The organism is Enterobacter sp. PI-10 (assembly GCF_027947695.1).
GTDB classification, from domain to species: Bacteria; Pseudomonadota; Gammaproteobacteria; order Enterobacterales; family Enterobacteriaceae; genus Enterobacter; species Enterobacter vonholyi.
Genome location: NZ_JAJNOG010000001.1, coordinates 162,625 through 175,181 on the forward strand (window position 1 = coordinate 162,625; position 12,557 = coordinate 175,181).

13 protein-coding genes are annotated in these 12,557 nt (G+C 53.6%); 4 read left to right on the plus strand and 9 right to left on the minus strand.

The window, feature by feature from the left end; translation table 11 throughout:
• Positions 1-21: 21 nt before the first annotated feature.
• Positions 22-879, minus strand: coding sequence for a nickel/cobalt efflux protein RcnA (locus LRM19_RS00765; protein ID WP_271366910.1), 858 nt, complete (start codon positions 877-879; stop codon positions 22-24).
• A gap of 134 nt (positions 880-1,013) precedes the next feature.
• Between LRM19_RS00765 and LRM19_RS00770 the strand changes: the two genes are divergently transcribed.
• Positions 1,014-1,286, plus strand: a complete 273-nt coding sequence (locus tag LRM19_RS00770) for a metal-sensing transcriptional repressor (protein WP_115874368.1) — start codon at positions 1,014-1,016, stop codon at positions 1,284-1,286.
• On the opposite strand, the gene LRM19_RS00775 is transcribed toward LRM19_RS00770, so the two are convergent.
• Entirely contained in the window at positions 1,279-2,844 is a 1,566-nt protein-coding gene (locus tag LRM19_RS00775) for an EAL domain-containing protein (protein WP_271366911.1), read from the minus strand. The genes LRM19_RS00770 and LRM19_RS00775 overlap by 8 nt on opposite strands.
• Positions 2,845-3,064: 220 nt before the next feature.
• Here LRM19_RS00775 and LRM19_RS00780 point away from each other — a divergent pair, with 220 nt between their 5' ends.
• On the plus strand, positions 3,065-3,325 hold the full coding sequence (locus LRM19_RS00780) for a type B 50S ribosomal protein L31 (RefSeq protein WP_010428154.1): 261 nt from the start codon (positions 3,065-3,067) through the stop codon (positions 3,323-3,325).
• Between the two features lie 2 nt (positions 3,326-3,327).
• The gene (gene ykgO / locus LRM19_RS00785) at positions 3,328-3,468 is read left to right on the plus strand and encodes a type B 50S ribosomal protein L36 (RefSeq protein ID WP_003859006.1); all 141 of its coding nucleotides are present in this window, start codon (positions 3,328-3,330) and stop codon (positions 3,466-3,468) included.
• Here ykgO and LRM19_RS00790 read toward each other — a convergent pair.
• On the minus strand, positions 3,465-4,175 hold the full coding sequence (locus tag LRM19_RS00790) for a GNAT family N-acetyltransferase (RefSeq protein ID WP_271366915.1): 711 nt from the start codon (positions 4,173-4,175) through the stop codon (positions 3,465-3,467). The two genes, ykgO and LRM19_RS00790, sit on opposite strands and share 4 nt — an antisense overlap.
• A gap of 101 nt (positions 4,176-4,276) precedes the next feature.
• Here LRM19_RS00790 and pdxR point away from each other — a divergent pair, with 101 nt between their 5' ends.
• Positions 4,277-5,737: a MocR-like pyridoxine biosynthesis transcription factor PdxR gene (pdxR, locus tag LRM19_RS00795; RefSeq protein ID WP_271366917.1), complete on the plus strand. Its 1,461-nt coding sequence runs from the start codon at positions 4,277-4,279 to the stop codon at positions 5,735-5,737.
• On the opposite strand, the gene LRM19_RS00800 is transcribed toward pdxR, so the two are convergent.
• The 6 genes from LRM19_RS00800 to acrA all read right to left on the minus strand — a co-directional run bounded on the left by LRM19_RS00800 (position 5,709) and on the right by acrA (position 12,543).
• Positions 5,709-6,176, minus strand: a complete 468-nt coding sequence (locus LRM19_RS00800; RefSeq protein ID WP_023310598.1) for a YlaC family protein — start codon at positions 6,174-6,176, stop codon at positions 5,709-5,711. The genes pdxR and LRM19_RS00800 overlap by 29 nt on opposite strands.
• Positions 6,177-6,293: 117 nt before the next feature.
• Positions 6,294-6,845, minus strand: a complete 552-nt coding sequence (gene maa, locus LRM19_RS00805) for a maltose O-acetyltransferase (protein WP_023310599.1) — start codon at positions 6,843-6,845, stop codon at positions 6,294-6,296.
• Positions 6,846-7,049: 204 nt separating this feature from the next.
• Positions 7,050-7,268: an HHA domain-containing protein gene (locus LRM19_RS00810; RefSeq protein ID WP_008499287.1), complete on the minus strand. Its 219-nt coding sequence runs from the start codon at positions 7,266-7,268 to the stop codon at positions 7,050-7,052.
• A 27-nt stretch (positions 7,269-7,295) separates the two neighbouring features.
• Positions 7,296-7,670, minus strand: coding sequence for an Hha toxicity modulator TomB (gene tomB / locus LRM19_RS00815; RefSeq protein ID WP_008499288.1), 375 nt, complete (start codon positions 7,668-7,670; stop codon positions 7,296-7,298).
• Positions 7,671-8,180: 510 nt separating this feature from the next.
• Positions 8,181-11,327 (minus strand): multidrug efflux RND transporter permease subunit AcrB, encoded by a 3,147-nt coding sequence (gene acrB / locus LRM19_RS00820; RefSeq protein WP_029741964.1) that lies wholly within the window; start codon positions 11,325-11,327, stop codon positions 8,181-8,183.
• Between the two features lie 22 nt (positions 11,328-11,349).
• Positions 11,350-12,543: a multidrug efflux RND transporter periplasmic adaptor subunit AcrA gene (gene acrA, locus LRM19_RS00825; protein ID WP_023310601.1), complete on the minus strand. Its 1,194-nt coding sequence runs from the start codon at positions 12,541-12,543 to the stop codon at positions 11,350-11,352.
• Between the last annotated feature and the right edge of the window lie 14 nt (positions 12,544-12,557).

Sequence of the window (12,557 nt, forward strand, 5' to 3'; positions counted from 1 at the left end):
CCACAGAGCGTGGCCGCAGGCTTACGCCAGAATGCCGCTCAGGCCATGCAGGCTCATGTAAATTCCTACCACGGTAATCAGCGCAGCGGAGATCCACGGTGCCTTACGTGAGAATTCGCTAAACCCGGGCCAGCGTTTGGTCGCGTGCTTGAGGCTTAAGGCGGCAATCGCGCCGGAAGCGACCAGCGTTAACGCCAGACCAATACTGAAGCTGAACACCAGCGTCGCGCCGAGGGCGAAATGCTTCAGCTGCAGGCAGATCAGCAGCACGGTGATGGACGCCGGGCAGGGGATAAGTCCGCCGGTCAGGCCAAACATCACAATCTGTCCGGTGGTGACATTTTGACCGCTGAAGCGGCGGTTAATATCCTGCGCGTGAGCGCGCTGGTGGGCGTCCTGCCACTCTTCTTCAATCAGCGTGTGTTCGTGGTGATGATGATCATGATGGTGGTCATGTTCATGTTCATGTTCATGTTCATGTTCATGTTCATGGTCGTGGTGGTGATGGCTATCATGGTCGTGATGATGATCGTGCGGCTGGCTCTCTTTCCAGGTTCGCCACGCCATCCACAGGGCGATCGCAACGATCAGCACCCCGGAGATCAGCTGGAACCAGGGTTCGGACGTATGCGCATCCCAGCCCCGACCAAACCATAATCCCGCCATCGCAACGAGCCAGACCACCGCCGTATGGGAGAGCGTTGCCGCCAGGCCAAGCAGTACCGCCTGTTTCAGCGTGCCGCGGATGGCAACAATAAAGGCTGCCATCATTGTTTTTGAATGGCCTGGTTCCAGGCCATGCAGCGCACCGAGCAGGATAGCGCTGGGAACAAACAGCCAGGCATTGCCCTGCTGAAGAAGTGAAGCAAAATCGGTCATGGGAAATTCCGGAGTGGAAAGCGTGCGGAGATACTACTCCCCCCCAGTAGCGTAATACTACCCCCCAGTAGAAAAATACTCAGGGGGAGTAGAGCGTGATATGCTTTAAAAGCTAAAAAATTAGGGATACAGAGATGTCACATACCGTTAGAGACAAGAAGATGTTACTGACTCGCCTGAAGAAAATTCAGGGGCAAAGCACCGCGCTGGAAAAAATGCTTAACAGCGATCACGAATGCGCCGAGGTGTTACAGCAGCTGGCGGCGATCCGCGGGGCGGTCAATGGCATGATGATGCAGGTGATCGAAGGACATTTAACCGATCACGTGGTGAAAGAGCCTGAAGAAGCGCAGCGTGAAGCCGATCTTGGCGTGGTGTTGCGGGTGATCAAATCCTATCTCAAGTAGCGTGCGTGCCGAGGTTATTTTCTGCCCAAAGAATAAATTCCGTTTTTGGCAGTGCCTTGCTGTAGTACCACCCCTGCCCGTACTGCACGCCATGACGGTGTAGCCAGGCGAGCTGCCCTGCGGTCTCGATGCCCTCCGCCACCATCGCCAGCTTCAACGACTTTGCGATTTCAATGATGTGCGGCGTCACGTTTTTATACTCCAGCGCATCGACGAACGATTTATCAATTTTTAGCGTGTCGACGTCCAGATCCTGCAGATAGCTCAGGCTGGAATAGCCCGTGCCAAAATCATCAATATAGACAGGGTGCCCCGAACGGCGGAATGCGGCGATAGCCGGCGCGCTGATTTTGGGATCGGCAAAGCCGCGCTCGGTGAGCTCAAGGGCGATTTGTCGGGGTTGTATTTGCCACTTATTCAGTAGCTGACTCAGTAAAGGTGGCAGGATGCCGGAGGTTAAATCGGCAGGGGCGAGGTTAATGGAGATATGCTGATCGGGATGGCGTTGCATCCAGTGGCCCATATCTTCAAACACCTTTTCGATGACTAACTGCGTCAGCTGTGAGATGAGCCCCGTTTGCTCGGCAAGGGGGACAAAAATATCCGGCGATAGGCTGCTTCCGTCTGGCTGTGGCCAGCGCGTCAGCGCTTCTGCGCCCACAATTTTTCCGCTACTGAGCGCCACGATGGGCTGATAGTGAACCACAAAATCCCGGCTGTTAATGGCGTCAAGCAGGCGATTGCGCGGCGACTGGATACGACGCAGGATCCGCAGGACAAACAGCGCGGCGAGCAGACTTATTAACATGCCGAACGGTAACCAGAAAAGAAGCTGCCGGTGCCAGGTTTCAGCCAGCGGTTTGAGCGTTGCCCATGCGACGACGGTAAATCCAAGCTCAGGTACAGACTTCATGACGTACATTGAACCGTTGTACTGCACGCTTTTAACATCCCGCTCCTGGACCATGTCGCGGATGTGAGAATTAAGCTTACTGCTGCTGGCGAATATGCGGTGTGTTGTAGTGCCTACCAGGGCGGCATCAATCGCTATCTCGCCGAAAGGGATAACGTCCACCAGCGAGGCAGGATCGACCATGACAAGGTAGTGACCTTTTCCCAGCACTGCCATGTAGCGGTTAAACCCAAGATCGTTTTGCGTGGTCAGCCATGCGCTGTAACCATCTTCGGTAATGCGCATCGGTGGGGGGAAAGGGGGAGCATGACTGGTTTGCTCGAGGGAGGAGCAGAGCGGCTGGAGGTTATCGATATAAATCACTTCCTGAACATATCGCCACGAGAAAGCGACCCGGCGCATCTCTCTTAACTGCAACGGGCTACACGGCACCCCTTCAAAGGCCTGCAGGTGATCGAGCGCTTCTTTTGCCTGATCCACAACTCTGTCGGTTCTTACCAACACGCGTGACGCATAGTTATCCAGCGCATTGGCAAACTTATCTTCCGCCTGGCGATGGGCCAGCCAGATGCTCAGGCAAATGGGAACCAGCACAGAAAAGATAAGTATGCCAGTCACCAGACTGACCAGATGTCGGGTTTTCATGCTGTCGTGTCCTTCCTCGTATACCCGTTCCTGGGCATTGAGTTCCTTGCCTGAAGAGAAAGATTTTACCGCGAAATGATATAGTTATAGCACGTGGGCAGCCAGGTTTTCATTTTATCTCAGGCAAACGAGAAAATATCGCCCGGCGAGAGGGGGTTGTTTTTTCGAACTGGCCTGGATATTATTTTGTTATGTTATAACAAAACACAAAGGATTTACGATGAAGCCTGATATCCATCCAGCCTATCGCACCGTGGTATTCCACGACACCAGCGCTAATGAATACTTCAAGGTTGGCTCAACCATTAAGACCGACCGCGAAATTGAACTCGACGGTGAAACGTATCCGTACATCACCATTGAGGTTTCTTCAAAATCGCACCCGTTTTATACCGGCAAGCAGAAAACGTTCTCCACGGACGGTAGCGCCGCGCGCTTCCGCAAGCGTTTTGGCGGTTTTCTCAATGCGAAGCGGGGCTAACCATGCAGGTACTTAACTCATTACGCAGTGCAAAGCAGCGTCACCCGGATTGCCAGATAGTCAAACGCAAGGGACGCTTATACGTGATTTGCAAATCTAATCCGCGCTTTAAGGCGGTTCAGGGACGTAAAAAAAGACGCTAGACGCGCGTTTCTCGCCAGCTTTCCAGGGATCTTTTCTGTTTGCCATCGGCAGTAAAATTGTCGGTGGCAAGCCAGCTTTCAAAGGCGCTCGCCAGCGCCGGCCACTCTTTGTCGAGAATAGAAAACCAGTCGGTATCCCGGTTACGGCCTTTTATGACCAGCGCCTGGCGAAAGCGCCCCTCAAACTGAAAGCCCAGACGCAGCGCTGCTTTACGGGAAGGCTCGTTCAGGCTATTGCACTTCCATTCATAACGTCGGTAGCCCAGGGTATCGAACACGTGCCGCATCAGCAGATATTGCGCCTCTGTCGACCCTGGCGTGCGGCTTAACAGAGGAGAGAAGTGAACGTGCCCCACTTCCACGACCCCGTTTTTAGGATCGATCCGCATCAGGGACAGCGTCCCGACAGGAGACTCGGTCTGGTTATCCATAACGGTAAAGTGGATGGGATCGGATAACTCACTTACGCTCGCCACCCATTTGGCAAACTCTTCTGCGGTGGCATCGGGTTCACGCAGTAGCCACGTCCAGCTGCGGGTATCTTCGGCCAGGGAATAGGCGGAGAACAACGCGTGGGCATGCTCCACGCGCAGCGGCTCAAGCCGACAATAGCGGCCCTGAAGGACCACTCGGGACGGATGTTGACGAGGTTGCCAGTCGATAAGGGCTTCACCTACAGGCTGTCCAAACTCATTGAATGTATTCATTTTTATTTCCATGTCGTTGAAAAGAACTCCAGATTAGTGAATTGCTGGTTCCTTAAAAAGAACCACCAGGCTATGTTTTTCTGGTACCACCAGGAGGGAAGATGAATATACCGGGTGATGAGCTTTACACTTTGCTCCATGCTGCGCTGAAAAAGCGTGGGCATGAGACGCTCCAGCGCACGCTCTATCATGCTTTGCGGGAGGCGATACTGTGCGGCAGGCTTCGGTCCGGCAGCCTGCTGCCCGGTTCGCGAACGCTGGCGCAGCAGATCTCGGTTTCCCGAAACACCGTCAATGCGGCGCTGGACCAGCTCACGCTCGAAGGTTATTTGCTGCGTAACCGTCAGGGGACACGGGTGGGGCAATTCGCTCATCGTACGATTGCCCGAACGCTGCCGGATCCTGACGTCAGGCTGACAAAACGTGTCGCCCTGCTGCCCGCCCCTGTGCCGCGCGATACCCCTGTGATGGCGTTCACGCCGGGAACGCCTGCCATTAACTATTTCCCCTTGCCGCTGTGGCGGCGATTGTACGATCGCGTTCTGCGTGAGGAGGGAAGTGCCCTGTTAGGCTATGGTGACCCGGCCGGTGAACCGTCTCTTCGGGCAGCGATTGCCCGGCATCTCGCCTTGTCCCGTGGTATCGACTGCGACGCCAGCCAGATTGTGCTCACCGAAGGTGCACTTGAGGGGGTCAATCTCTGCACGATGCTGTTAAGCGAGCCTGGCGATGTTGCCTGGGTAGAAAACCCTGGCTACAGCGGGGCAAAGAGTGCGTTTGTTAAAACCGGCCTGGCGATAACGGGAATACCGGTTGATGACGAGGGAATGTGCTGGGAAGGGCTGGATGCGCCTGCCCCCTCAATGATCTTTACATCGCCTTCGCATCAGTACCCTTACGGGAGCGTGCTTAGCGCGCGGCGGCGGCTGGCGCTGCTGGACCTGGCCCGGCAGCACAACGCGTGGATCATTGAAGATGATTACGACAGCGAGTTCCGTTATGCCGGTGAGCCCGTACCGGCGATGCTGGGAATGGTTAACAATGCGCCCGTTGTGTATCTGGGGACGTTCAGTAAAACGCTGTTTCCGTCACTTCGCATGGGGTTCATGGTGTTACCGCCAGCGTTGTCTAAGGCGGCTCGCCCGGCCATCGGCTCGCTGTTGCGCGGAGGGCATCGTGCCGAACAGCGTACCCTGGCGCTGTTCATTGAAGAAGGTCATTACGCTCGCCACCTTGCCGCCATGCGTCGGCTCTACCGTAAACGCTACCGCCAACTGCGGGAGGTGCTGGGCGCCGAGCTTCATTCTCCGCACCGCATTCTGGCAGGCGAAGGTGGGATGCATCTGACGCTGGCGATAGACGGTATTGACGACCAGAGGCTGGTGGCGAAGGCGAGAGCGTTTCAGCTGGCACCCGCTGCACTGAGCGGGTATTACCTGGAGGCGAAGCAGGGGCAAACCGGGCTGGTTTTAGGTTACGGTAATACCTCTGCTTCTCAGTTTGCGCCGGGGATCCGACGTCTGCAGGCGTTAATTACGCAGCAGCAGGGCGGGAAAGGGTAAAGACATCATAGAATGAGAGCTGTCCTTTGGTGGAGACCATTTTCTGCAGCTTCTCTTTTTGCCCGGCTTCAACTGCCGGAGAGTGCATGATGTTTTCGATCAGCTCCTCTGGCACGTAACGCGTGTTGTACCATTCGCCGTTATAGCAGACCCGAAAATCGAGCACGTCGATATCTTCGTAACGGTAGCGCGGATTCACGTCGAAAAAGAAAAAGGCGTTAAAGACGACAAACAGTACAACCAGCAGCCAGACGGAGTCCACCAGCGTTTCGGACTTCAGCATAACAATAAGCGTCGCCAGCCAGGCGGCATACATGGCGACAAACAGACCAGGATGTTTGCGAATAAAGCTAATGCTAAAGCGCGGGCGATTATCGCGCTTTTCGCGGAGGTTAAGATCGTCGATGGTGGCGGTAAGCAGGCGCTGTATCTCGGTCATTTTTTGCCTTCATGAGAGTTGACAATACAGGGTGTCTGCCAATTTTAGGGGAGCCATCAGGCTGAAAAAAGTAACAGTCTGGCGCTAAAAGACTATAACAGTTGACTCCCCGCGACCTCACAGCGTTTTGATAATTTTTGCCGGGTTGCCGCCAACGACGACGTTAGCCGGGACGTCTTTCGTCACGACCGCGCCGGAGGCCACCACCACATTATCACCAATGGTGACGCCAGGGTTAATGACCGCCCGGCCACCAATCCAGACGTTATTTCCAATATTGACGGGTTTTCCAAACTCCACGCCGCTGTTTCGCTCCTCCGCATCCAGCGGGTGGGTTGCCGTATAAATATGAACACCCGGCGCGAGCATACAGTTATCGCCAATATGAACAGGGCAGACATCCAGCATTACGCAGTCGAAGTTAGCGTAAAAGTTTTTGCCCAGATAAATGTTATATCCGTAGTCGCAGCGGAAGCTCGGCTCTATATAAGCGCCTGCGCTTTGTCCGAGAAGTTCCGCCAGAATGTTCTGGCGTTCTGTTTTTTCATCAGGCGCAGTGTGGTTATAGCGGTAAACCAGATGGCGGGCCCGCAGTCGGTCAGCCCGTAATGTCTCATCGCCGGGGCGATAATGTTCACCGGCAATCATTTTCTGTTTTTCTAAGCTCACTGGAAACCTCTCTGGATGTTATTACCCCAGATTAATCGGAACAGGCCAGAAGGGGAACGTTCCCGGAAAGCCGATGTGACCATCGTCACAACATTGCTGTTGTTGAACGCGTTTTACACGGAGACCTGGCTTACGCACAGGGGGCATAACGGGATAGGTAAAACTCAGAACGAGGCGTAGAACTCTACAGACACCCTTCAAAGATTAACGGACAAATTTCCACACAGAAGTAGGGATTTTGTCATACAGCTTATTCATTGTTAGTTCAGCAAGACGATGGTCAGCGGCTGAATAAAATACCGCCAGTTCATTATCAGAAAGCTCGTATTTATTCTTTTCAATGACGCGTTCAAGCGTGTCAATTGACTGACAACGTCGTAACCGCATCAAATAATCGATCTTTGTGAGTGGTTTATCAGACATAAATTCACCTTAGTAATTGTAATAATTTTAACAGGAAAGACTCACCGGGTTAGCTCTGCTCACGTTGACGAAACAGCGGAATAGCCGATTTCCCGATTTACGCCATTTTTGCAAATCCTGAGCGTTAATGCCGTAACTGCTGAACAACATAAAGGTGTCGTCCAGGTATTCATCAATTTGCTCAATGAGCTTATTATCTTCATTGTACTTAATTTTATAATTAAGTGCGAAGGTTGCGATATGCTCTATCAGCTCATTCAACTGTAAATTGATGGCAGACGTTGGATCGTTTACCCAGCCATGGTTACTTTCATCAAGATTGGCAAGGCAGTCATGGTACAAGGATTCGCAGAGAAATTTCAACTGCGCGATATCATGCCTTTTTGGCGAGTACTCGTCCATAGCGCATCCCCTTCTGAGTGATTTCTTACTCACCGAACATCATTGTCGGGATGGATACAACTGACTTAGCTACATGAGTGCTGTGTTCCTGATAACCTAACTATAAGCCACTCCTTCCTGGATTTCACCGCGCTATTACGAAAAATTACAAATAAAACCGCAGGCTGGGAGCTAGAACGCAAATGGTCGTCCTGGACTCAACGTTTTTATCCAAATTAACGACGGTGCTTTATCGCTTCCTTACGTTTCATTGGCTTAGCAAAAATGATGAGAAAAGTTTAGATTCAGACTTATCTTTGTAAGAACTTCTTATTAGGAATATTCCTAATACTTTAAGCGGGGAAATGAAATTAAAAAAATCCCGATTTCACCGATTAAGTTATCAGTTAATTATGATATGTCTATTTAAGATGGCAGAAAATAAATTGAACCACAATAAGCGTAATTTATGATTTTTTCTGAAAATGAAAAAGGCCGCTAATGCGGCCTTTTTATCATGTGAAACCGGTATCAGTGAGGTTCTACCGAATGACTGTGTTCAACATCTTCATTCTTTCGGCTAAAGCGGCGGCGAACCACCACGAAGAACACCGGTACGAAGAAGATGGCCAATACGGTCGCGGTAACCATACCGCCCATCACACCAGTACCTACTGCGTTCTGCGCACCGGAGCCCGCTCCGGAACTGATAACCAGCGGCAGTACGCCGAGGATAAACGCCAGTGACGTCATCAGGATCGGGCGCAGACGCATACGAACCGCCTCAAGCGTCGCCTCAATAAGACCTTTGCCTTCTTTCTCCATCAGATCTTTGGCGAATTCAACGATAAGTATCGCGTTCTTCGCCGACAAGCCAATGGTTGTCAGCAGGCCTACCTGGAAGTAAACGTCGTTGGTCAACCCACGGAACGTCGCCGCAAGCAGCGCACCGATAACCCCGAGTGGAACCACCAGCATAACGGAGAACGGAATCGACCAGCTCTCGTACAGTGCCGCCAGACACAGGAAGACCACAATCAGTGAAATGGCGTACAGAGCAGGGGCCTGGTTACCGGACAGACGTTCCTGATAGGACATACCGGTCCAGTCATAGCCGATACCCGCAGGCAGTTTGCTCGCCAGCTCTTCCATCAGGTTCATGGCTTCACCGGTGCTTCGGCCCGGTGCGGCCTGACCCAGGATCTCCATAGACGGCAGACCGTTATAGCGTTCCAGACGCGGTGAACCGTATTCCCAGCGTGACGTTGAGAACGCCGAGAACGGAACCATCTGACCATTGCTGCCGCGCACGAACCAGCTGTTGATATCGTTCGGCAACATACGGTACTGCGCCTCTGACATCACGTACACTTTCTTCACACGACCGCGATCGATGAAGTCGTTAACGTAGCTACCGCCCCAGGCTGCGCCCAGCGTGGTGTTGATGTCACTGATGGATACGCCCAGCGCCTGAGCTTTTTCCTGATCGATGTCGATTTTGTACTGCGGCGTATCTTCCAGGCCGTTTGGACGTACGCCGACCAGCAGGTCAGGGTGTTTAGCGACTTCACCAAACAGCTGGTTACGCGCCTGCGTCAGTTTCTCGTGACCCAGGCCACCCTGGTCAATCAGCTGGAAGTCGAAGCCGGTCGCGGTACCCAGTTCAACAATCGCTGGCAGGTTAAAGGCGAAGACCATTGCATCTTTAATCTGCGAGAAGGTGCCCATTGCACGGCCGGTGATGGCTTCAACCTTGTTCTTTTCGCCCGGACGTTCAGACCAGTCTTTCAGAGAAACGAAGGCAATACCGGTGTTCTGACCACGACCCGCAAAGCCAAAGCCGTTAACCGCAAACACGGATTCAACGTTGTCTTTCTCTTTGGTGAGATAGTAGTCCGTCACTTCATCCAGCACTTTCTGGGTACGCTCTTGCGAGGCACCTGCCGGAAGCTGCGCCATCGTCAGGAACACGCCCTGGTCTTCATCCGGCAGGAACGAGCTTGGCAGACGAACGAACAGGAAAGCCATGCCCACCACGATGATGATATAGAGCAGCAGGTAACGACCGGTGCTGCGCAGGATGTTACCCACGCTGTCGGTGTAGTGGTGCGTGCTTTTATCGAACATGCGGTTAAACCAGCCGAAGAACCCTTTATGCTCGCCGTGACCGCCTTTCTGAATCGGCTTCAGCATGGTGGCACACAGGGCAGGGGTCAGGATCAACGCCACCAGCACCGACAGCGCCATCGCGGAAACGATGGTAATGGAGAACTGACGGTAAATCGCACCGGTAGAGCCCCCGAAGAAGGCCATCGGAATAAATACCGCAGACAGCACCATCGCGATACCGACCAGCGCGCCCTGGATCTGACCCATCGATTTACGGGTGGCTTCCTTCGGCGGCAGACCTTCTTCCGCCATCACGCGCTCGACGTTCTCGACCACCACGATGGCGTCATCCACCAGCAGGCCGATGGCGAGCACCATCCCGAACATCGTCAGGGTGTTTATCGAGTAGCCAAATATCGACAGGATCGCAAAGGTCCCGAGCAGAACAACCGGCACGGCAATCGTTGGGATAAGCGTCGCGCGGAAGTTTTGCAGGAACAGGTACATAACCAGGAAGACGAGGATGATCGCCTCAACCAGCGTCTTAACCACTTCGTGAATCGAAATTTTGACGAACGGCGTGGTGTCGTACGGGTAAACGATTTTCAGACCTGACGGGAAGAACGGCTCCATCTTCTTCAGCTCTGCGCGGATCGCCGTGGCGGTATCCAGGGCGTTAGCGCCTGTCGCCAGTTTGATACCCAGACCGGAAGCCGGTTTACCGTTAAACTTCGCGATGATGTCGTAGTTCTCACCGCCCAGCTCGACTTTCGCCACGTCGCGCAGGCGAACCTGCGAGCCGTCCTGGTTCACTTTCAGCAGAATTTTGCTGAACTCATCGGCAGAGGTCAGACGGGTCTGCGCGATGATCGAGGCGTTAAGCTGCTGGCCTTTCACCGGCGGCGTACCGCCTAACTGACCGGCCGCTACCTGGGCGTTCTGCGCTTTAATCGCACTGATCACGTCAACCGGGGTCAGCTGGAAGTTGTTCAGCTTGTTCGGATCCATCCAGATACGCATCGCGTACTGGGAACCGAACAGCTGCACGTCACCCACACCGGAAGTACGGCTGATGGCGTCCTTCATGTTGGCGCCCACGTAGTCGGAAATATCCTCCTGCGTCATGGTGCCGTTGGTGTTGATAACGCCGACAACCATCAGGAAGCTGCTGGACGATTTCTCGACGCTCACGCCCTGCTGTTGTACTTCCTGCGGCAGCAAAGGCATCGCCAGCTGCAGTTTGTTCTGCACCTGAACCTGCGCAATGTCAGCATCCGTACCTGACTGGAAGGTCAGGGTGATCTGCACCGTACCGGTAGAGTCACTGTTTGAGGACATGTACATCAGGTTATCGATACCGTTCATGTTCTGTTCGATAACCTGGGTGACGGTGTCCTGCACCGTTTTCGCATCAGCCCCCGGGTAGGTTGCGGAAATTGTCACCGCCGGTGGCGCAATCGTTGGATATTGCGCGACAGGCAGCTTCAGGATCGCAAGTCCCCCGGCCAGCATGATGATAATGGCGATCACCCATGCAAATATGGGGCGATCGATAAAGAAATTAGGCATGTCTTAACGGCTCCTGTTTAAGTTAAGACTTGGTTTGTTCTGACTGGCCAGCGGCCGAAGCTTGTTGTTTATCGTCAGATTTCACTTCCTGTGCTTTAACCTGCGCGCCAGGACGAACTTTTTGCAAACCAGTAACAATCACGCGATCGCCATCTTTCAGACCTTCCGTCACCAGCCATTTATCGCCAATCGCCTGGGTGGCGGTGATATTGCGCGTTTCGACTTTGTCATCAGCCCCAACAACCAGCGCGCTCGCATCGCCGCGTGGCGTACGGGTCACACCCTGCTGTGGAACCAGAAGTGCAGTTGGATTTGTTCCTTCCTCCAGACGTGCGCGAACGAACATACCTGGCAGCAGATTTTTGTCAGGGTTCGGGAAAATCGCACGTAAGGTGATGGAACCGGTGGTCTGGTCGACCGTCACATCAGAGAATTCCAGGGTACCTTCCTGCGGGAACTTGATACCGTCGTTGGTAATCAGCTCCACCTTGGCTTTGCCGTTTTCCTGTTTCAGGGTGCCGTTAGCCAGCTCCTGTTTCAGGCGCAGGAAATCGTTGCTGGACTGCGTCACGTCAACGTAGATCGGATCGAGCTGCTGCACGGTCGCCAGCGCAGTGGTCTGACCGTTCTGCACCAGAGCCCCTTCCGTGACGGAAGACTTACCAATACGACCGCTAATCGGGGAGGTCACTTTGGTATAGGCAAGGTTAATGCGCGCGGTTTCGACGGCCGCTTTGGCTGCCACCACGGCTGCGTTAGCCTGCTGTGCATCTGCCAGGGCGGTATCGTAATCCTGTTGGCTAATGTACTTAGTGCCGAGCAGTTTTTGGTAGCGGTTCAACGTCAGCTGAGCAATTTTGGCCGCGGCCTGTGCTTTCGCCAGGTCTCCCTTCGCACTCTCATACGATGCCTGATAGGTTGCGGGATCAATCTGATACAGAGACTCACCGGCCTTCACATCACCGCCTTCGGTGAAGTTACGCTTCAGGATAATGCCGCTAACCTGAGGACGCACTTCCGCAATGCGGTAAGCATTTGTACGGCCGGGTAATTCGGTGGTGATTTGTAGAGGTTCAGATTTGAGCGTAACAACGCCTACTTCTGGCGCCTGCTGAGCTCCTTGTTGAGCCGGTTTGTCGTCACATCCTGTTAGCGCTAAGCTGCCTGAGAGCATCAGAACGACCGCCAGAGGCGTTAACCCTCTGTTTTTGTTCATATGTAAACCTCGAG

Coding starts and splice junctions, on each gene's coding strand:
- LRM19_RS00765 (WP_271366910.1), bottom strand. CDS start 879: ATGACCGATTTTGCTTCACTTCTTCAGCAGGGCAATGCCTGGCTGTTT.
- LRM19_RS00770 (WP_115874368.1), top strand. CDS start 1,014: ATGTCACATACCGTTAGAGACAAGAAGATGTTACTGACTCGCCTGAAG.
- LRM19_RS00775 (WP_271366911.1), bottom strand. CDS start 2,844: ATGAAAACCCGACATCTGGTCAGTCTGGTGACTGGCATACTTATCTTT.
- LRM19_RS00780 (WP_010428154.1), top strand. CDS start 3,065: ATGAAGCCTGATATCCATCCAGCCTATCGCACCGTGGTATTCCACGAC.
- ykgO (WP_003859006.1), top strand. CDS start 3,328: ATGCAGGTACTTAACTCATTACGCAGTGCAAAGCAGCGTCACCCGGAT.
- LRM19_RS00790 (WP_271366915.1), bottom strand. CDS start 4,175: ATGAATACATTCAATGAGTTTGGACAGCCTGTAGGTGAAGCCCTTATC.
- pdxR (WP_271366917.1), top strand. CDS start 4,277: ATGAATATACCGGGTGATGAGCTTTACACTTTGCTCCATGCTGCGCTG.
- LRM19_RS00800 (WP_023310598.1), bottom strand. CDS start 6,176: ATGACCGAGATACAGCGCCTGCTTACCGCCACCATCGACGATCTTAAC.
- LRM19_RS00810 (WP_008499287.1), bottom strand. CDS start 7,268: ATGTCTGATAAACCACTCACAAAGATCGATTATTTGATGCGGTTACGA.
- tomB (WP_008499288.1), bottom strand. CDS start 7,670: ATGGACGAGTACTCGCCAAAAAGGCATGATATCGCGCAGTTGAAATTT.
- acrB (WP_029741964.1), bottom strand. CDS start 11,327: ATGCCTAATTTCTTTATCGATCGCCCCATATTTGCATGGGTGATCGCC.
- acrA (WP_023310601.1), bottom strand. CDS start 12,543: ATGAACAAAAACAGAGGGTTAACGCCTCTGGCGGTCGTTCTGATGCTC.